Source organism: Pseudomonas quebecensis (assembly GCF_026410085.1).
In the GTDB taxonomy this organism is placed as follows: Bacteria; Pseudomonadota; Gammaproteobacteria; order Pseudomonadales; family Pseudomonadaceae; genus Aquipseudomonas; species Aquipseudomonas quebecensis.
Genome location: NZ_CP112866.1, coordinates 773,020 through 791,420, shown reverse-complemented (window position 1 = coordinate 791,420; position 18,401 = coordinate 773,020). Strand labels below are relative to the sequence as shown.

Here is an 18,401-nt window from a genome sequence, read left to right as displayed (position 1 = left end):
CGGGCTGAATCGATCTGCCTCGTCTTGTGCTTTATCTCCAATAACAGTTCCACGGCAGGCCGCCTCTTTTCGGCCCCGACACAAAGGATTTCCCGATGAGCATGCTCAAAGACCCGTCTTCGAAATACCGCGCGTTCCCGACCATCGATCTTTCGGACCGCACCTGGCCGTCGAAAACCATCACTGCCGCACCGATCTGGTGCAGCTCCGATCTGCGTGATGGCAACCAGTCGCTGATCGAACCGATGGATGCAGTGAAAAAGCTGCGCTTCTGGAAGACGCTGGTCGCCGTGGGCGTCAAGGAAATCGAGGCATCGTTCCCAGCCGCTTCGCAGACCGACTTCGATTTCGTGCGCACCCTGATCGAAGACAACCATATCCCCGAGGACACCACCATCCAGGTGCTGACCCAGGGCCGTGAAGACTTGATCGCGCGCACCTTCGAATCCCTGCGCGGGGCCAAGAAAGCCATCGTGCATTTGTACAACGCCACCTCGCCGTCGTTCCGCCGCATCGTGTTCAACCAGGACAAGGACGGAGTCAAGGCGATTGCGGTCAATGCCGCCAAGCTGTTCGTCAAATACGCCGCCCAGCAGCCGGAAACCCAGTGGACGTTCGAGTATTCCCCCGAGACGTTCAGCGCCACCGAACTGGAGTTTGCCAAAGAAGTCTGCGATGCCGTGATCGAGGTGTGGAACCCGACGCCGGAGCACAAGGTGATCCTCAACCTGCCGGCTACCGTGGAATGCGCCACGCCGAACATCTATGCCGACCAGATCGAATGGTTCGGTCGCCATATCAATCGTCGCGACAGCGTGATCATCAGCCTGCACACCCATAACGACCGTGGCACCGGCGTGGCGGCTACCGAGCTGGGCCTGATGGCTGGCGCGGATCGTGTCGAAGGCTGCCTGTTCGGCAACGGCGAGCGGACCGGTAACGTCGACCTGGTCACGGTGGCCTTGAACATGTACACCCAGGGACTCGATCCGCAACTGGACTTCTCCGACATCGACGGCGTACGCAAAGTCGTTGAGGAGTGCAATCAGATCCAGGTACATCCACGCCACCCGTACGTTGGCGATCTGGTGCACACCGCGTTCTCCGGCTCTCACCAGGACGCAATCCGCAAGGGCTTCGCCCAGCAGAAAGACGACGCCCTGTGGGAAGTGCCGTATTTGCCGATTGACCCGGCCGACATCGGCCGCAGCTACGAGGCGGTGATTCGCGTAAACAGCCAGTCGGGCAAAGGCGGTATTGCTTACCTGCTGGAGCAGGAATACGACATCAGCCTGCCACGCCGCATGCAGATCGAGTTCAGCCAGGTGGTACAGGCCGAAACCGATCGCGTGGGCCTGGAGATGACCGCACCGCAGATCTACGCCTTGCTGCAACGTGAATACCTGCAAGCCAACACGCCGTATGCGTTGGTCAGCCATCGCCTGCAGGAAGAAAACGGCAACAGCTTTGTCGAAGTGGAAGTCTCGGGCAAAGGCCAGGGCGAAACCAACCTGCACTGGAAGGGCAAGGGCAACGGCGCACTGGAAGCCCTGGTGGCTGGTCTGCCGATTGGCGTGGAAATCATGGACTACAACGAACATGCAATCGGCGCAGGCACCAACGCCAAGGCGGCGGCCTACATCGAACTGCGTGTGAACGGCGAACGCCCGGTGCATGGCGTGGGCATCGATGAGAACATCACCACGGCCAGCTTCAAGGCGGTGTTCAGTGCGCTGAACCGCTCGTTGAGCCAGCAGGAAGCAAAAGCGGCGTAAACGATGGCCGCTGAGTGCTGAAGGCCCCTGGGTGTGAATCCAGGGGCCTTTTTATTGAGTGGCAAATTTGGGTTGATTGCCGGGGACTCATCAGGGGCAAGCCCTCTTCCACATTTTGAACGGTTCACAGCTCAACCTGTGGGAGGGGGCTTGCCCCCGATAGCGGTCGGTCAGACGAACTGAAAACTATCGGCATCCAGGTTCGCCGGAAACCGGGTGCGATATGCGGCCAACTCCGCCGCATCCAGCTTCACCTCAAACACCCCGTCAGCCTCTCCCGCACTGAGCAGAGTCTCGCCCTGGAAGTCCAATACCTGGCTATCGCCGGTGTAGGCGAAGCCTTTGCCGTCGGTACCCACTCGATTCACCGCCGCCACGTAACACAGGTTTTCGATGGCCCGCGCCGGCAATAATCGATTCCAGTGCTGACGCCGCGCTCCCGGCCAATTGGCGGTGTACAGCAGCAAGTCAGTGTCCTGGGCGTCGCGGCTCCACACCGGGAAGCGCAAGTCGTAGCAAATCAATGGGCGAATACGCCAGCCCTTCAACTCGAACTGCACCTGGCGCTCGCCGGGCGTGTAGTGATTGTGCTCACCGGCCATACGGAACAGATGACGCTTATCGTAGTGCAGCACTTCACCATCCGGCCGCACCCACAGCAGGCGGTTACGATGGCTGCCGTCAGCCGCCTGGATAATCACGCTGCCGGTAATCACCGCGTTGTGTTTCGCCGCCTGGGCTTGCAACCAGCGCTGAGTGGGGCCGTTTTCCGGCTCGGCGAGGGCGTGCGAATCCATGGAAAAACCGGTGGTGAACATCTCCGGCAGTACGATCAGATCGGCACTGCCGGCCTGCGCCAGCAGCGGCTCGAAATGCTCAAGGTTGGCCTGGCGGTCATGCCAGGCCAAGGTGGTCTGGACCAGGGCGATATTCAGATCGGGCAGTGCGGTCAGATCACGCATAGTTTTTCAGCTGCATGGCGCAGCGTCTCCTCGCGTTTGGCAAAGCACAGGCGCACCAGGCGCTGCTCTTTGGGCGGGTTCTGGTAGAACACCGAGATAGGTATGCTCGCCACGCCATGCTCGCGGGTCATCCACAGGGACATGGCGACGTCGTCCAGGTCGGGGCGTATCCGGGAGTAATCCACCAGCTGGAAGTAGGTTCCGGCCACCCGGGTAAAGGTGAAACGCGACGGTGCCAGCAGATCGCAGAACAGGTCGCGCTTGGCCTGATAGAACCCCGGCAATTCGTCGACATGCTCTGGATGATCGGCCATAAAGTCGGCCAGCGCGAATTGCAACGGCGTCACGCAGCAGAAATTGACGTACTGATGCACTTTGCGCAACTCGGCCGTGAGGTCGGGTGGCGCTACCACATAGCCGGTTTTCCAGCCGGTCACGTGGTAGGTCTTGCCGAATGAGCTGATCACGAAGGCGCGCGCATACAGCTCTTTGTGAGCCAGCACGCTGACGTGGGCCGCGCCATCAAATACCAAATGCTCGTAGACTTCGTCGCTGAGCAGGTAGATATCGCGGTCGCGGATTAATTCAGCCAATTGGTCCAGCTCAGCGCGGCTGATCAGCGCACCGGTTGGGTTATGCGGGGTGTTGAGGATGATCATCCGCGTGCGTGGCGAGAGTGCGGCCTTGATCCGCTCAAAGTCGAGTGCAAAGCCCTGCAGGTTCAATTGCACCCGCACGCACCGGCCGCCGGCCAGTTCCACAGAGGGCACGTAGCTGTCGTAGCACGGGTCGAACACAATGACTTCATCGCCGTTGCGAATCACCGCCTGAATCGCGCAGAAGATCGCCGCGGTGGCCCCGGGTGTGATGGTGACCTCAGTGTCAGGATCGACCGTGGCGCCATAGCTGCGGGCGATCTTGGCGACCACTTGCTGGCGCAGGGCTGGCAGGCCAGTCATGGGAGAATATTGGTTGTGCCCGGCCCCCACGTGCCTGCCCACCGCGTCGAGCAGGCCTTGAGGCGCATTGAAATCGGGAAAACCCTGGGACAGGTTGAGCGCGCCCGTTTCGGCGGCGAGTTGCGACATGGTGGTGAAAATGGTCGTGCCGACCGTTGGCAGTTTGCTGATGATCATCTTAGGCCCCTGCGGATAAGTCCCAAGTTTTAAGCTGCGAACCCCATGGGGTCAAGGCACAAACCGACGCGCACAAAAAAGGGCTCATCAAGAGCCCTTTCTGCGAAGTCGATATCAGCGCTTGTCGCGGCGCTTTTTGTCGGCTTTCTTGTGGTGAGTCATCAAACGACGCTTCTTGTTCACCTGACGGTCAGTCAGTGTGTTCTTGTTGCCTTCGTATGGGTTCTCGCCGCCCTTGAACTCGATGCGAATCGGCGTACCAACCAGTTTCAAGACCCGACGGTAGGTGTTCTCCAGGTAACGCACGTACGACTTGGGCACCTTCTCGATCTGGTTACCGTGGATCACGATAATCGGCGGGTTGGCACCCCCCAAGTGGGCATAACGCAGCTTGATCCGGCGGTTGTTGACCATCGGCGGCGCATGCTCGCCTACCGCATCTTCCAGGATCTGGGTCAGACGGTTGGTCGGCCAGCGAGTGACCGCAGATTTGAACGAGTTCTGGACGGAGGCGTAAAGGTTACCCACGCCGGTGCCGTGCAACGCCGAGATGAAGTGAATATCCGCGAACTCAACGAAGAACAGGCGACGCTGCAGCTCGATCTTGACGAAATCGCGCTCGCTCGGCGTCATGCCGTCCCACTTGTTGATTGCGATAACCAGAGCACGACCGGCCTCCAGGGCAAAACCCAGCAGGTTCAGGTCGTGGTCCACCACGCCTTCACGGGCGTCCATCACAAAGATCACCACGTTGGCGTCCTTGATGGCCTGCAGGGTCTTGACCACGGAGAACTTTTCAACTTCCTCGTGGATCTTGCCGCGCTTGCGCACACCGGCGGTGTCGATCAGCGTGTACTTCTCGTCGTTACGCTCGAACGGGATGTAGATACTGTCGCGAGTGGTGCCGGGCTGGTCGTAGACGATGACGCGGTCTTCGCCGAGCATCCTGTTGACCAGAGTCGACTTGCCGACGTTAGGGCGACCGATGATGGCGATCTTGATACCGTCTTTTTCGCTCGGACCAGGAATGCGCTTGGCTTCCTCGCCTTCTGCAACAATCTCTTCTTCGCCGTCTTCTTCCTCGACATCATCCTTGGGAAAATCGCGCAGAGCGATTTCCAGCATCTGGGTGATACCGCGACCGTGGGCGCCGGCGATCGGGATCGCATCGCCCAGACCCATAGGGCTGAACTCGGCACGGGCCTGCTCAGGATCGATGTTGTCGATCTTGTTGGCGATCAAGTAGGAGCGTTTATTGCGCTTGCGCAGGTGCTCGCCGATCATCTGGTCGGCAGCGGTGTAGCCCGCACGGGCATCCACCAGGAACAACACGACATCGGCTTCTTCGATGGCCAGCAGCGACTGCTCGGCCATTTTTTCGTCCATGCCATGCTCGTCACCGGAGATACCACCGGTGTCGACAATAATGTAGGAGCGCCCTTGCCACTTTGCCTCACCGTATTGGCGATCACGGGTCAGACCGGACAAGTCGCCGACAATGGCGTCGCGAGTCCTGGTCAGGCGGTTGAACAAGGTGGACTTGCCGACGTTAGGTCGGCCCACCAGGGCGATTACGGGAACCATGCGGCTCTCCACTTCGTTATTTCAGAAAATACAAAAGCCGCTGCAGGGCAGCGGCTGGTGCTCGGGGCGGCATTTGATATGCCGCATGCCCTGCCGAAGCAGGGCCGCCTGGGGGTAACCCCAAGCATAGTCAAACCTTTACTTGATGGTCAGGGCTTCCAGCTTGCCGCTGTTGCCATACACATAAAGCATGTTACCCACCACCAGCGGACGCGCACGCAGGCCGTCGCTGTCGATACGCTCGCGACCGACAAAGCGACCGTCCACCTGGCTCAGCAGGTGCAGATAGCCTTCGAAGTCGCCGACCGCTACGTAGCTGGAGAACACTTCCGGTGCCGACAGCTGGCGGCGAGCCAGCGAGTCATTGCTCCAGAGTGCGGTGGTGGTGCGCTCGTCGACACTTTCAACGGTGCCCGACGCCAGGCTGACGTAAACGCTGCCAAACCCTTGCGCAACACCGGCGTAGCTGGAAGCATCACGCTGCCAGTTCACACGACCGCTCTGCAGGTCCAGCGCCGCGACACGGCCCTGATAAGTGGCGACATAGAGTGTTTCACCCGACAGCAGCAAGCCACCATCGATGTCCACGACGCGGTCCAGCTCGGAACGACCTTGAGGAATCGCCACACGGGTTTCCCAGGCCGGTACGCCGTTCTGGGTATCGAGGGCGACCACTTTACCGGTCGACAGGCCTACCACGGCCAGATTGTTGGTCACAATCGGACCACTGGTACCGCGCAGCGTCAGCACCGCCGGGGTGCTGTCGTACAACCAGCGCTGTTCGCCAGTGCTGGCGTCCAGGCCAATCACACGGTCGTCCTGGGTCTGTACAACCACCACGTCACCATTGGTGGCAGGCGGTGCGAGCACTTCACTGGTCACGCGAGCGCGCCATTTCTCTTCACCGGTGCTGGAGTCCAGGGCCACGACTTCGCCCTTGAGCGTGCCGAGCATCACCAGGCCATAGCCCACGCCGACCGCACCGGATACCGGCAGTTCGAGGTCTTTCTTCCACTTCACGTCGCCGTTCATGCGATCCATGGAGATCACCACGCCGGTGACGTCCGCGGCCACGATGTTTGCACCGTCGATGGCCGGCACCAGCATGTTGTAGGTTTCACCCTGGCCGTCACCGATGGAGCGGCTCCACTGCTTTTGCAGGACCACTTCTTCCTTGAAGCTGGTCAGCTCGGCCGGAGGCAATTCTTTCTTGCTGTTGCTGCTGCAACCCGCGGCCAGAACGGCCAGAGCCAGCAATGCTGCATGTTTCCAACGGATCACGTCACGCATCCCCTTTGGCCAAGTCGTCGAGCTTGATTTGTAAGCCACCGACCGCCGCTTCATCAGACAGCGCCGCCTTGGCTTTCTGGTACGCAGCATTCGCTTCGTCGGTACGACCCAATTGGACCAGCAGGTCGCCCTTGAGCTCTTCGCGAGTGGCTACAAATGCCTTGTCTGCATCGCCGTCGAGCAGTTTAAGTGCATCGTCAGGCTTGTTCTGTGCCGCCATCACCTGAGCCAGGCGCTGACGTGCGATTTCACCCAGGGTCGGGTTGGTCGGCTTGTCGACGATGGCTTTCAGCTCGGTGGCTGCCTCATCCAGCTTGCCGGCATCCACCGCAACCTTCGCGACGAACAGGCTGCCGTACTGGGCATAGGTACTACCGCCGAAGTCGCTCTTGAGCTTACCGGCCAGGTAGATGACTCGAGCCTGATCAGGCTTGCCGTCCGGCGTCAGGGAGGTTTCCAGCAATTGCTGATAGAGAATCGAGGCGCCTTGGGACTGGTTGGCCTGATACTTGGTCCAGGCTTGCCAGCCGAACACCACCACTAAAGCCAGCAGGCCGCCGGTAACCAGGGGCTTGCCATTACGCTGCCACCAGTCCTTGAACTCGGCCAACTGCTCATCATCAGTACTCGACACCCCAATACTCCTTTAATCGCTAAATTCGGCTGTTCGACAGCTTCAACCCTGCACGACGCAGGTGGCCAAGTGCGCAGCGAGCGCATCAAAGGCAATGTTCTGTTGCTCACCCTGACCACGCAGGGGTTTGAAACCTATCACTTGCTGGGCCAGTTCGTCGTCGCCCAGGATCAATGCGTACAACGCACCGCTCTTGTCGGCTTTCTTGAACTGGCTCTTGAAGCTGCCGGCGCCGGCGTTGATCTGCAGACGCAGGTTGGGCAACTGATCGCGCACCTTTTCGCTCAGGGTCAGGGCCGCCAGTTCGGCAGCCTCGCCGAAGGCGCACAGGTACACGTCCACCTGCCGCGAAATGTCTTCCGGCACCTGCTCCAGGGTTTCCAGCATCAGGATCAGCCGCTCGATGCCCATGGCAAAACCTACGCCGGTAGTCGGCTTGCCGCCCATCTGCTCGACCAGGCCATCGTAACGTCCACCGGCGCACACGGTACCCTGGGCACCGAGCTTGTCGGTGACCCATTCGAATACGGTCTTGCTGTAGTAGTCCAGGCCGCGTACCAGCTTAGGGTTGATCACGTAGGGAATACCGGCCGCATCCAGGCGAGCCTTGAGCCCCTCGAAGTGCGTGCGGGATTCGTCGTCCAGGTAATCGGCCATTTTCGGCGCATCGACCAGAACTGCCTGGGTATCGGCGTTTTTGGTGTCCAGCACACGCAGCGGGTTGGTTTTCAGGCGGCGCTGGCTGTCTTCGTCCAACTGATCCAGGCGCGCAGACAGGAACTCGACCAGGGCTTCGCGGTAGCGGCCCCGGGACTCGCTGGTGCCCAGGCTGTTGAGTTCAAGCTTGACCGCATCGCGAATCCCCAGCATGCCCCACAGGCGCCAGGTCAGCACGATCAGCTCGGCGTCGATGTCGGGGCCATCGAGGTTGAACACTTCAAGGCCGATCTGGTGAAACTGACGATAACGGCCTTTCTGCGGGCGCTCGTGACGGAACATCGGGCCGATGTACCACAGTTTCTGCGGCTGGCCGCCACCAGTGAGACCATGTTCGAGCACCGCGCGCACGCACGCGGCCGTGCCTTCCGGACGCAGGGTCAGGGAGTCACCGTTGCGGTCTTCAAAGGTGTACATCTCTTTTTCGACGATGTCGGTGACTTCACCGATGGAGCGCTTGAACAGCTCGGTGAATTCCACGATCGGCATGCGGATCTGCTTGTAACCGTAGTTATCCAGCAGGCGCGCGACGGTCCCTTCGACGTAGCGCCACAGCGGCGTCTGGTCGGGCAGGATGTCGTTCATGCCACGAATGGCTTGCAGAGACTTGCTCACATCAAATCCTTAAATTCGTTCTTAGCCGCGCGCGATCAGCGCTGCGTCAGCCGCGACCTTCTCGGCCGCTTTCTGGCGAATCAGCCTTTCGAGCTCATCCACCAGATTGTCATTCGTTAACTTCTGCGACGGCTTGCCGTCGATGTAAATCAGGTTCGGTGTACCACCGGTCAAGCCGATATGCGCTTCCTTGGCTTCGCCAGGTCCGTTGACCACACAACCGATCACCGCCACATCCAGCGGAACCAGCAAGTCTTCGAGACGCCCTTCCAGATCGTTCATGGTTTTCACAACGTCGAAATTCTGCCGCGAGCAACTTGGGCAAGCGATGAAGTTGATGCCACGGGAACGCAAATGCAGGGACTTGAGAATGTCGTAGCCGACCTTCACTTCCTCTACCGGGTCTGCCGCCAGGGAGATGCGGATAGTATCGCCAATCCCTTCGGCGAGCAGCATACCGAGACCCACCGCAGATTTCACTGTGCCTGAGCGCAAACCGCCCGCTTCGGTGATACCCAGGTGCAGCGGCTGTACAATTTCCTTGGCCAGCAAACGGTAGGCTTCTACCGCCATGAACACGTCGGAGGCTTTTACGCTGACCTTGAAGTCCTGGAAATTCAGGCGTTCCAGGTGCTCGACATGGCGCAGCGCCGATTCAACCAGGGCCGCCGGGGTGGGCTCGCCGTACTTCTTCTGCAGGTCTTTTTCCAGGGAACCGGCGTTGACGCCGATACGGATCGGGATGCCACGATCACGCGCAGCATCCACCACCGCGCGCACACGGTCTTCGCGGCCGATGTTGCCTGGGTTGATGCGCAGGCAATCCACACCCAATTCGGCGACGCGCAACGCAATGCGGTAGTCAAAGTGGATGTCGGCCACCAACGGCACCTTGACCAGTTGCTTGATACGGCCGAACGCCTCGGCGGCGTCCATGTCCGGCACCGACACGCGAACGATGTCAACGCCGGCGGCTTCAAGGCGGTTGATCTGGGCAACCGTGGCGGCCACGTCATTGGTGTCGCTGTTGGTCATGCTCTGCACCGCGATGGGAGCATCGCCGCCCACCGGCACCGAGCCGACCCAGATCTTGCGCGATACGCGACGTTTGATTGGAGATTCGCCGTGCATGACTATTGTCCCAACTTGAGGCGAGCGGTCTCGCCACTGGTGAACGGCGCCACGTCCACAGGCTGGCCGTTGTAGGCCACTTGCGCGCCACGGGCATAGCCCAGACGCAGCGTCAAAGGAGGCTTGCCGCCCTGGTCAAGCGTATCTCCCTTACGCTTGAGACCGCTAAACAGCACTTTGCCATTGCCATCGGTGATCTGCGTCCAGCAATCAGCGATGAAGGTGATCTGTACTCGCCCGTCACCGGCAATCAGCGCAGGCGTGGTGGGCGGTGAAATCGCCGGGGCTGCAGGAGCGACGGGCGCGGTCGTTGCCGGGGCCTGTACCGGAGCAGCGGGAACATGGGCCTGTACCGTCGGCGCAGCCGGCGTCGCGGAGTTCGCCGGCGCGGGCGCCGGGGCGTTTGCAGCAGGGGCCGGGGTGGTTTGCGGCGCGGGTTGCTCAGTGGCGGGCGGCGCCTCAGCGACGCCCTGCCCTTCTACAACGGCCTGGTCTTCCGGCTCGTCCAACGGATGAATCTGGGTGGTGCCGTCGGCGCTTTCGACTTCGACGTGCTCCATGGCATTACTGGTCATGTCCTTGGTGCGCTGGGATGTTTGGTCCTGCCACCAGACAAAACCACCGCCGATAACGGCGATCAGCAGCAACAGGCTGACAATTCGCAAAATAGTGTGGGAAACGCGCACCGGCTCTTCGATTCGCCCCAGGCCATGCACGCTGCTGCCCTGAGAGTCGGTACCGGTAAACTGATCGAATTCCTGGACCAGCACGGCCTGGTCGATGCCCAGCAATTTGGCATAAGCGCGGATATAGCCACGGGCAAAGGTGTGCCCTGGCAGCTTATCGAACGCGCCGGCTTCCAGGTTGGCCAGGGACGTTGTGGTCAAATTGAGCTTGAGGGCCACTTCCGCCAGCGACCAACCATTGCTTTCGCGGGCCTGACGCAAGGTCTCGCCTGGGTTTACGCGATTAGCTGCTACAACTTCCGGGTGCGCCGCTTTCATCATTGCTCCGACAGGTATTGCTGATATTCCGGGGTACCGGGATAGAGTCGTTCGAGTTGCTGGCCAAATCGTGCGGCCGTGTCGCGTTCTTCATGAACCGTCGCCAGGCGCACGCCGAGCAATAGACTACGTGCATTTTGCCCGCTGAGCAGGCTAAAACGCTCGTAATAGTCACGCGCCGGCACATAATGCCTGTCTTCGTAGGACAACTCAGCCATTTCAAGCAAGGCACGGGGCTGAAGGGCGTTCAAATGCAGGGCTTTTTCCAGGTGCTGGCGAGCGTTTTCACGCTGGCCGAGGCGCATCGAGGCGACTCCAAGGTTTTCGAACACCCGCGAACGTTCAGGATAGAGGGTATCGGCACTCGCTTGCTGAAAATAACGCGCAGCTTGCTCATAGCGTTTCTGCTCGAACAGGAAGCTGCCGTAGTTGTTCAGTAGCCGCGGGTCGGCAGGACGAGCAGCCAATGCCTTGTGGAAATACCCGTCGGCCAGTTCCGGCTCGGCCTGGGCCTGAAACACCAGTGCGAGCGCGGCGTTGGCGTCGGCATCGTTGTCGTCCAGCTCCAAGGCCCTTCTCAACGGCACCTTGGCTTGCTCGCTCATGCCCTGGCGCAAGTAGCCCAACCCCAGCTGTACATAAGCGACTCGCGCTTCATCACGGCCCTTGCCGGTTTGCAACGGGCTGTCATGGCCCGATGAAACACACCCGGCCGCAAGACCGAAAATCAACAGAAGCAGCGCAAGGCGCAAGGGCATAGAGATCCTCTCTCAGGTTCGATTCACAGCGCTTTGCGGCATATCGTCGGCGGCGCTCAGCTCGCGTACCGCGATATAACGTTCGCTGCGTCGGGTGCGATCCAGCACCTGTCCTACCAATTGGCCACAGGCGGCGTCGATGTCTTCACCACGGGTGGTGCGTACGGTGACATTGAAGCCGGCCTGGTGCAGTTGATCCTGGAAACGACGGATGGCGTTGTTGCTCGGCCGCTCGTAGCCAGAATGGGGAAACGGGTTGAACGGAATCAGGTTGATCTTGCACGGGATGTTCTTAAGCAGCTCGATCATCTCGACGGCGTGTTCGACCTTGTCGTTGATGTCCTTGAGCAAGGTGTACTCGATGGTCAGCACGCGCTTTTCGCCCAGGGACGACATGTAGCGCTGACAGGATTCGAGCAGCATCTTAAGCGGATACTTCTTGTTGATCGGCACCAATTGGTTACGCAATGCGTCATTAGGTGCGTGCAGCGACAACGCCAGGGAAACGTCGATGTGCTTGGACAGCTCATCGATCATCGGCACCACGCCGGAGGTCGAGAGGGTCACACGGCGCTTGGAGATGCCGTAGCCCAGGTCGTCCATCATCAAATGCATGGCCGAGACGACATTGTCGAAGTTCAGCAGCGGCTCACCCATGCCCATCATCACCACGTTGGTGATGGCACGGTCGACGGTCGCCGGGACGCTGCCAAAGGATTTGTTGGCAATCCACACCTGTCCGATCACTTCGGCGGCGGTGAGGTTGCTATTGAAACCTTGCTTGCCGGTGGAGCAGAAACTGCAATCCAGGGCACAGCCTGCCTGGGACGAAACGCACAGTGTGCCGCGCTTGCCCTGGGGGATATAAACGGTCTCGACGCAGCTGCCGGACGCCACGCGCACCACCCACTTACGGGTGCCGTCGCTGGAAATGTCCTCGCTGACAACTTCGGGACCACGCACCTCGGCAATGGCCTTGAGCTTGTCGCGCAAGGCTTTGCTGACGTTCGTCATGGCGTCGAAATCGTCGACGCCAAAGTGGTGAATCCACTTCATTACCTGACCGGCACGGAAACGCTTCTCCCCGATTGAGTCGAAGAATTTTTCCATTTCCTGTTGAGTCAGACCCAGCAGGTTGGTTTTTACAGTCGATGTAGTCATGGATTCACCTTCACTCTTAAGCCGATGCTTAGCGAGTGGTTACTTCGGTAGCGGCGAAGAAGTACGAGATTTCGCGAGCAGCAGCGGCTTCGGAGTCCGAACCGTGTACGGCGTTGGCGTCGATGGATTCAGCGAAATCGGCGCGGATGGTACCGGCAGCAGCTTCTTTAGGGTTGGTAGCGCCCATCAGCTCACGGTTCAGAGCGATAGCGTTTTCGCCTTCCAGAACCTGGACGACAACTGGACCGGAGATCATGAAAGCAACCAGGTCGCCGAAGAAACCACGCTCTTTGTGTTCAGCGTAGAAGCCTTCAGCTTCAGCCTTGGACAGTTGCTTGAGCTTGGAGGCTACAACCTTCAGGCCGGCTTTTTCGAAACGAGTGGTGATCTCGCCGATGACGTTTTTTGCAACAGCGTCAGGCTTGATGATGGAGAAAGTACGTTGAACAGCCATGGTGTAACTCCAGAAACGGTAATTTACGAAAAATTAAACCCGCGAATTATACGCGGGTTATTGGGTATTGCCTAACTGCGTAAAAAGGCGACTCAGTCTGCTTCTTCGATCCACAGGCCTTGAATCGCCTCCAGAACCTTTTCGCCGCCCCGGTCCGGGACGTCGTCAAAGTCAGGCAGCTCCAACACCAAATTGCGCAACTTGACGAAGTTGACCGTTAGAGGATTGACCTCAGGGTGAGCTTCAGCAAGTTGTATAGCGATTTCTTGTACATCAACCCATTTCAGGCTCATGACATTTCCTTGAATCAATGCGGTGCTTCGGCCGCATGGTTGAGCGAATATTTCGGGATTTCCACGGTGAGGTCGTCAGTTCCCACTTTTGCCTGGCAGCTCAAGCGCGATGTCGGTTCAAGGCCCCACGCCCTGTCAAGATAGTCTTCTTCCAGGTCACCGGCCTCGTTGAGGCTATCAAAACCTTTACGAATGATGCAGTGGCAGGTGGTGCACGCGTTGACACCACCACAGGCACTTTCGATCTCGATATGGTTGTCATGCGCGACATCGAGAAGGGACTTGCCGGTCTCAGCCTCCACGACCATGCCGTCCGGGCAATGCTCGGCGTGCGGTAGAAAAGTGACCTGCGGCATCAGTTATTCCTCAATTTCATTCAGGTTGCGGCCCGCCAGCGCGGCTTTGACCGTCTGATCCATACGGCGGGCGGCAAAGGCATCGGTGACTTGCGACAGACGCTTGGTCTGCTGCTCGATGGCATAACCATCGTTACCCTTCATCAGTTCGGCCAGTTCCTGCATCTGCAGGTCGATGACCATGCGCTCTTCGGCGTCCAGCAGGCGCTCGCCATCGGCGTCCAGCGCCCCCTGCACCGCTTCAAGCAGGCGCTGGGCATCCACTTGCTGCTCGCGCAGCACACGGGCGACCTTGTCGTCGCCGGCGTGCTGGAACGAATCCTTGAGCATCTTGGCGATTTCGCCGTCGGTGAGGCCGTAGGACGGTTTGACCTGGATACTGGCTTCAACGCCCGATCCCAGTTCGCGCGCGGCCACGTTCAGCAGGCCATCGGCGTCGACCTGGAAGGTCACGCGAATCTTGGCAGCTCCGGCGACCATCGCCGGAATGCCGCGCAATTCGAAGCGCGCCAGGGAGCGGCAGTCGCTGATCAGTTCGCGCTCGCCTTGGAGCACGTGAATCATCATGGCCGTCTGGCCGTCTTTGTACGTGGTGAAATCTTGGGCGCGGGCGACGGGGATGGTGGTGTTGCGCGGAATCACCTTTTCCATCAGCCCACCCATCGTTTCCAGGCCCAGCGACAACGGAATCACGTCAAGCAGCAGCAATTCGCCGCCATCGCGCTTGTTGCCTGCCAGGGTATCGGCCTGGATGGCGGCGCCGATGGCGACCACCTGGTCCGGGTCGATTTCGGTCAGTGGCTGGCGGCCAAACGCCTCTGCTACGGCGTCACGGACCCGTGGAACGCGGGTGGAGCCGCCAACCATCACCACTGCGCCCACGTCTTCGAGCTCGATACCAGAATCACGTACGGCGCGGCGGCAAGCCTTGAGGCTGCGGGCAACCATCGGCTCGATCAGCGCATCGAAGGCCTCGCGAGTCAGTTGAGCCGACCAGGCGCCGTAGGAAACTTCAACGGATGCGGCGTCAGTCAACGCTTCTTTTGCCGCACAGGCCGTTTGCAACAGGTTGCGTTGCGCGCCTGGATCGAGATCGGCGGACAAGCCAGCGCTGGTGATGATCCAGCCCGCAATCGCGTGATCAAAGTCATCGCCGCCCAGGGCACTGTCGCCGCCGGTGGCCAGCACTTCGAAGACACCGCCGGTCAGACGCAGGATCGAGATATCAAAGGTGCCGCCGCCCAGGTCATAAATGGCGACCAAGCCTTCGGCGTGCTGGTCCAGGCCATAGGCAACGGCCGCCGCGGTCGGCTCATTGAGCAAACGCAGCACAGTGAGACCGGCCAACTTCGCCGCATCCTTGGTGGCCTGACGCTGCGCGTCATCGAAGTACGCGGGCACGGTGATCACCGCGCCGACCAACTCGCCGCCCAGGGTTGTTTCCGCGCGCTGGCGCAGTACCTTGAGGATTTCTGCCGACACTTCCACCGGGCTCTTCGGCCCCTGGACGGTGTCGATGAATGGCATATGGGACTCACCGCCAACAAACCGATAAGGCAGTTGGTCACCCAATTGTTTCACATCGGACAGACCACGGCCCATCAGGCGCTTGACCGACAGCACGGTATTGAGCGGGTCGGCCGAGGCCGCGAGCTTGGCGGATTCGCCGACCTCGACGCGATCGGCGTGGTAACGCACGGCAGACGGCAGGATCACCTGGCCATCGGCATCGGGCAACGGCTCGGACAGGCCGCTGCGCAAGGCAGCAACCAGGGAATTGGTGGTGCCCAGGTCAATCCCCACCGCCAGGCGTCGCTGGTGCGGTTGAGGGCTTTGGCCGGGTTCGGCGATCTGCAGTAGAGCCATGGTAATCAGGTCTTATCTGTCAATCAGGCGTGCAACGGGGCAGCGCTGGGTTAATCGTCGAGGCGCTCTTCTAGCTGGCGCACTTCGTAGGAGAGCTTGTCGAGGAACTGCATGCGCCGCATCAGGCGTTCGGCCTGTTCACGTTGCGCTGCATCATCCCAACAGGCTGCGAAGCTTTCGTTGAGCTCTTCCTGGGCCGTTTTCAGACGACGCTTGAAGACCGCGACACCCGCCAGATCGGCTTCGTCCTGCAACTCTTCGAGCTCTTCGCGCCACTGCATCTGCTGCATCAGGAAGTCGGGATCGTGCACCGTGACTTCCAAGGGCAACTCGCCACCGTTCATCGCGAGCAGATAGCGCGCGCGTTTCGGCGGACTCTTGAGGGTCTGATAGGCTTCGTTGAGGCTGGCCGATTGCTCCAGCGCCAGGCGTTGCTCGCGCTCGGAAGCGTCGGCAAAGCGGTCCGGATGCACCCCACGTGCCAACTCTCGGTAGCGCGTGGCAAGCTGCTCAAGGTCCAGCCGAAAGCTCGGCTGCAACTCGAATAAAGCGAAATGACAAGGAGTACCCACGAATAGCCTCAGATGTTGAAGCTTTCGCCGCAGCCACATTCACCGCGGACGTTGGGGTTGTTGAACTTGAAACCTTCGTTCAACCCTTCCTTGACGAAATCGAGTTCGGTGCCGTCCAGGTAGGTCAGGCTCTTGGGGTCGATAATCACTTTCTCGCCGTGACTCTCGAACACCTGATCTTCCTCAACCACCTCGTCGACAAACTCCAGCACGTAGGCAAGGCCGGAACAGCCCGTGGTGCGAACACCCAGACGAATCCCCTCACCTTTACCGCGCCCATCCAGGGAGCGTCGCACGTGCCGCGCAGCCGCTTCTGTCATGCTGATAGCCATCGTTGACTCCTTACTCGTCGCCAAATGCTTAGATCAAGCCTTTCTTCTGCTTGTAGTCGCGAACGGCCGCCTTGATGGCGTCTTCAGCGAGTACCGAGCAGTGAATTTTCACGGGCGGCAAGGCCAGTTCTTCGGCCAGCTGAGTGTTGCTGATGGTTACAGCCTCATCCAGGGTCTTGCCTTTCATCCATTCAGTCGCCAGGGAGCTGGAGGCGATGGCCGAACCGCAACCGTAGGTCTTGAACTTGGCGTCTTCGATGACGCCGGCATCGTTAACCTTGATCTGCAGGCGCATGACATCGCCGCACGCCGGAGCGCCGACCATGCCGGTGCCTACATCCGGGTCTTCCGCGTCCATCTTGCCGACGTTGCGGGGGTTTTCGTAGTGGTCGATGACCTTTTCACTGTAAGCCATGGTACTGAATCCTCACTCATCAGGGCCGCTCTGGAACCCTGTAGAAACGCCTGCGGTATGCGCCACGTTCCTACAGAGCCTGGGTGGCGGCTTCTATAGTTAGTGTGCCGCCCACTCGATCTTGGAAATGTCGACACCGTCTTTGTACATGTCCCACAGCGGCGACAAAGTACGCAGTTTGTTGACGGCTTCGCAGACTTTCTGCGCGGCGTAGTCGACTTGCTCTTCGGTGGTGAAACGGCCGAACGTAAAGCGGATCGAGCTGTGCGCCAGTTCGTCATTGCGGCCCAGGGCGCGCAGTACGTACGAAGGCTCAAGCGAAGCCGAGGTGCAGGCAGAACCAGAAGAAACCGCCAGGTCCTTGAGCGCCATGATCAGCGACTCGCCTTCGACATAGTTGAAGCTCAAATTCAGGTTGTGCGGGACGCGGGCGGTCATGCTGCCGTTGACATACAACTCCTCGAGGTTTTCGACCTGCTTGTAGAAGCGGTCGCTCAAGGCCTTGATGCGCACGTTTTCGGCAGCCATGTCTTCCTTGGCCACACGGAAGGCTTCACCCATGCCGACGATCTGGTGGGTCGCCAGGGTGCCCGAACGCATGCCGCGCTCGTGACCGCCGCCGTGCATGGTGGCTTCGATACGTACGCGCGGCTTGCGGCTTACGTAGAGCGCACCGATACCTTTGGGACCGTAGGTCTTATGAGCGGAGAACGACATCAGATCGACTTTCAGCTTCGACAGGTCGATGTCGACCTTGCCGGTGGACTGAGCAGCGTCGACGTGCAGCAGAATGCCTTTGGAGCGCGTCAGCTCGCCAATGGCTGCGATATCGTTAATGGTGCCGATTTCGTTGTTCACGTGAATCACGGAAACCAGGATGGTGTCTTCACGCAGCGCGGCTTCGATCATGGCCGGGGTGACGATACCGTCGGTGGTCGGCTCAAGGTAAGTCACCTCGAAACCTTCACGCTCCAGTTGGCGCATGGTGTCGAGGACAGCCTTGTGCTCAATCTTGGTGGTGATCAGGTGCTTGCCTTTGCTCGCGTAGAAATGCGCCGCGCCCTTGATTGCCAGGTTGTCGGACTCGGTGGCACCGGAGGTCCAGACGATTTCACGCGGGTCTGCGCCAACCAGGTCGGCAACCTGGCGACGAGCGTTCTCGACCGCTTCCTCGGCCTTCCAGCCGAATACGTGGGAACGGGAGGCCGGGTTGCCGAAGTTTCCGTCAACCAGCAGGCATTCGCTCATCTTTTGCGCGACACGCGGATCAACCGGGGTGGTCGCTGAGTAATCAAGGTAAATCGGCAATTTCATGGACTTTCTCCTAAATCAGGCTGGCTGGCGTG

19 protein-coding genes are annotated in these 18,401 nt (G+C 59.8%); 1 reads left to right on the top strand and 18 read right to left on the bottom strand.

Annotation, left to right across the window (positions count from 1 at the left end):
• Window positions 1-95: 95 nt before the first annotated feature.
• On the top strand, window positions 96-1,775 hold the full coding sequence (leuA, locus tag OSC50_RS03780) for a 2-isopropylmalate synthase (protein WP_266246642.1): 1,680 nt from the start codon (window positions 96-98) through the stop codon (window positions 1,773-1,775).
• A gap of 170 nt (window positions 1,776-1,945) precedes the next feature.
• On the opposite strand, the gene OSC50_RS03775 is transcribed toward leuA, so the two are convergent.
• From OSC50_RS03775 to OSC50_RS03690, 18 genes are all read right to left on the bottom strand, one after another.
• Window positions 1,946-2,737 carry an amidohydrolase gene (locus OSC50_RS03775; RefSeq protein WP_181078647.1) on the bottom strand — a complete coding sequence of 264 codons (792 nt, stop codon included), beginning with the start codon at window positions 2,735-2,737 and terminating at the stop codon, window positions 1,946-1,948.
• The gene (locus OSC50_RS03770; RefSeq protein ID WP_266246644.1) at window positions 2,725-3,873 is read right to left on the bottom strand and encodes a pyridoxal phosphate-dependent aminotransferase; all 1,149 of its coding nucleotides are present in this window, start codon (window positions 3,871-3,873) and stop codon (window positions 2,725-2,727) included. Before OSC50_RS03770 ends, OSC50_RS03775 begins: the two co-directional genes overlap by 13 nt.
• Before the next feature lie 114 nt (window positions 3,874-3,987).
• The gene (gene der / locus OSC50_RS03765; RefSeq protein WP_181078651.1) at window positions 3,988-5,457 is read right to left on the bottom strand and encodes a ribosome biogenesis GTPase Der; all 1,470 of its coding nucleotides are present in this window, start codon (window positions 5,455-5,457) and stop codon (window positions 3,988-3,990) included.
• Window positions 5,458-5,595: 138 nt separating this feature from the next.
• The gene (gene bamB, locus OSC50_RS03760; protein ID WP_181078653.1) at window positions 5,596-6,747 is read right to left on the bottom strand and encodes an outer membrane protein assembly factor BamB; all 1,152 of its coding nucleotides are present in this window, start codon (window positions 6,745-6,747) and stop codon (window positions 5,596-5,598) included.
• Window positions 6,740-7,381, bottom strand: coding sequence for a YfgM family protein (locus tag OSC50_RS03755; protein ID WP_181078655.1), 642 nt, complete (start codon window positions 7,379-7,381; stop codon window positions 6,740-6,742). The genes bamB and OSC50_RS03755 overlap by 8 nt, the downstream gene beginning before the upstream one ends.
• A 42-nt stretch (window positions 7,382-7,423) precedes the next feature.
• On the bottom strand, window positions 7,424-8,713 hold the full coding sequence (hisS, locus tag OSC50_RS03750; protein WP_253509274.1) for a histidine--tRNA ligase: 1,290 nt from the start codon (window positions 8,711-8,713) through the stop codon (window positions 7,424-7,426).
• Window positions 8,714-8,734: 21 nt separating this feature from the next.
• Entirely contained in the window at window positions 8,735-9,844 is a 1,110-nt protein-coding gene (gene ispG, locus OSC50_RS03745) for a flavodoxin-dependent (E)-4-hydroxy-3-methylbut-2-enyl-diphosphate synthase (protein WP_181078659.1), read from the bottom strand.
• A 2-nt stretch (window positions 9,845-9,846) separates the two neighbouring features.
• Window positions 9,847-10,848, bottom strand: coding sequence for a RodZ domain-containing protein (locus tag OSC50_RS03740; RefSeq protein ID WP_181078661.1), 1,002 nt, complete (start codon window positions 10,846-10,848; stop codon window positions 9,847-9,849).
• A complete protein-coding gene (gene pilW, locus OSC50_RS03735; protein WP_253509276.1) occupies window positions 10,848-11,606 on the bottom strand; it encodes a type IV pilus biogenesis/stability protein PilW in 759 nt (252 codons plus the stop codon). The genes OSC50_RS03740 and pilW overlap by 1 nt, the downstream gene beginning before the upstream one ends.
• 12 nt (window positions 11,607-11,618) lie before the next feature.
• Window positions 11,619-12,767, bottom strand: coding sequence for a dual-specificity RNA methyltransferase RlmN (gene rlmN / locus OSC50_RS03730; RefSeq protein ID WP_034100424.1), 1,149 nt, complete (start codon window positions 12,765-12,767; stop codon window positions 11,619-11,621).
• Between the two features lie 28 nt (window positions 12,768-12,795).
• Window positions 12,796-13,221, bottom strand: coding sequence for a nucleoside-diphosphate kinase (gene ndk / locus OSC50_RS03725; protein WP_034100426.1), 426 nt, complete (start codon window positions 13,219-13,221; stop codon window positions 12,796-12,798).
• Window positions 13,222-13,313: 92 nt separating this feature from the next.
• Window positions 13,314-13,514, bottom strand: a complete 201-nt coding sequence (gene iscX / locus OSC50_RS03720; RefSeq protein ID WP_034100428.1) for a Fe-S cluster assembly protein IscX — start codon at window positions 13,512-13,514, stop codon at window positions 13,314-13,316.
• Between the two features lie 14 nt (window positions 13,515-13,528).
• Complete coding sequence (gene fdx / locus OSC50_RS03715; protein WP_266246649.1) at window positions 13,529-13,870, bottom strand: ISC system 2Fe-2S type ferredoxin; 342 nt, start codon at window positions 13,868-13,870, stop codon at window positions 13,529-13,531.
• A 3-nt stretch (window positions 13,871-13,873) separates the two neighbouring features.
• Window positions 13,874-15,736, bottom strand: coding sequence for a Fe-S protein assembly chaperone HscA (hscA, locus tag OSC50_RS03710; RefSeq protein ID WP_181078664.1), 1,863 nt, complete (start codon window positions 15,734-15,736; stop codon window positions 13,874-13,876).
• Window positions 15,737-15,786: 50 nt separating this feature from the next.
• Window positions 15,787-16,308, bottom strand: a complete 522-nt coding sequence (gene hscB / locus OSC50_RS03705; RefSeq protein ID WP_266246650.1) for a co-chaperone HscB — start codon at window positions 16,306-16,308, stop codon at window positions 15,787-15,789.
• 8 nt (window positions 16,309-16,316) lie between these two features.
• On the bottom strand, window positions 16,317-16,640 hold the full coding sequence (iscA, locus tag OSC50_RS03700; RefSeq protein WP_048722793.1) for an iron-sulfur cluster assembly protein IscA: 324 nt from the start codon (window positions 16,638-16,640) through the stop codon (window positions 16,317-16,319).
• 28 nt (window positions 16,641-16,668) lie between these two features.
• The gene (gene iscU, locus OSC50_RS03695; protein ID WP_028617851.1) at window positions 16,669-17,055 is read right to left on the bottom strand and encodes a Fe-S cluster assembly scaffold IscU; all 387 of its coding nucleotides are present in this window, start codon (window positions 17,053-17,055) and stop codon (window positions 16,669-16,671) included.
• Window positions 17,056-17,154: 99 nt separating this feature from the next.
• Entirely contained in the window at window positions 17,155-18,369 is a 1,215-nt protein-coding gene (locus OSC50_RS03690; protein WP_181078668.1) for an IscS subfamily cysteine desulfurase, read from the bottom strand.
• Window positions 18,370-18,401: the final 32 nt, after the last annotated feature.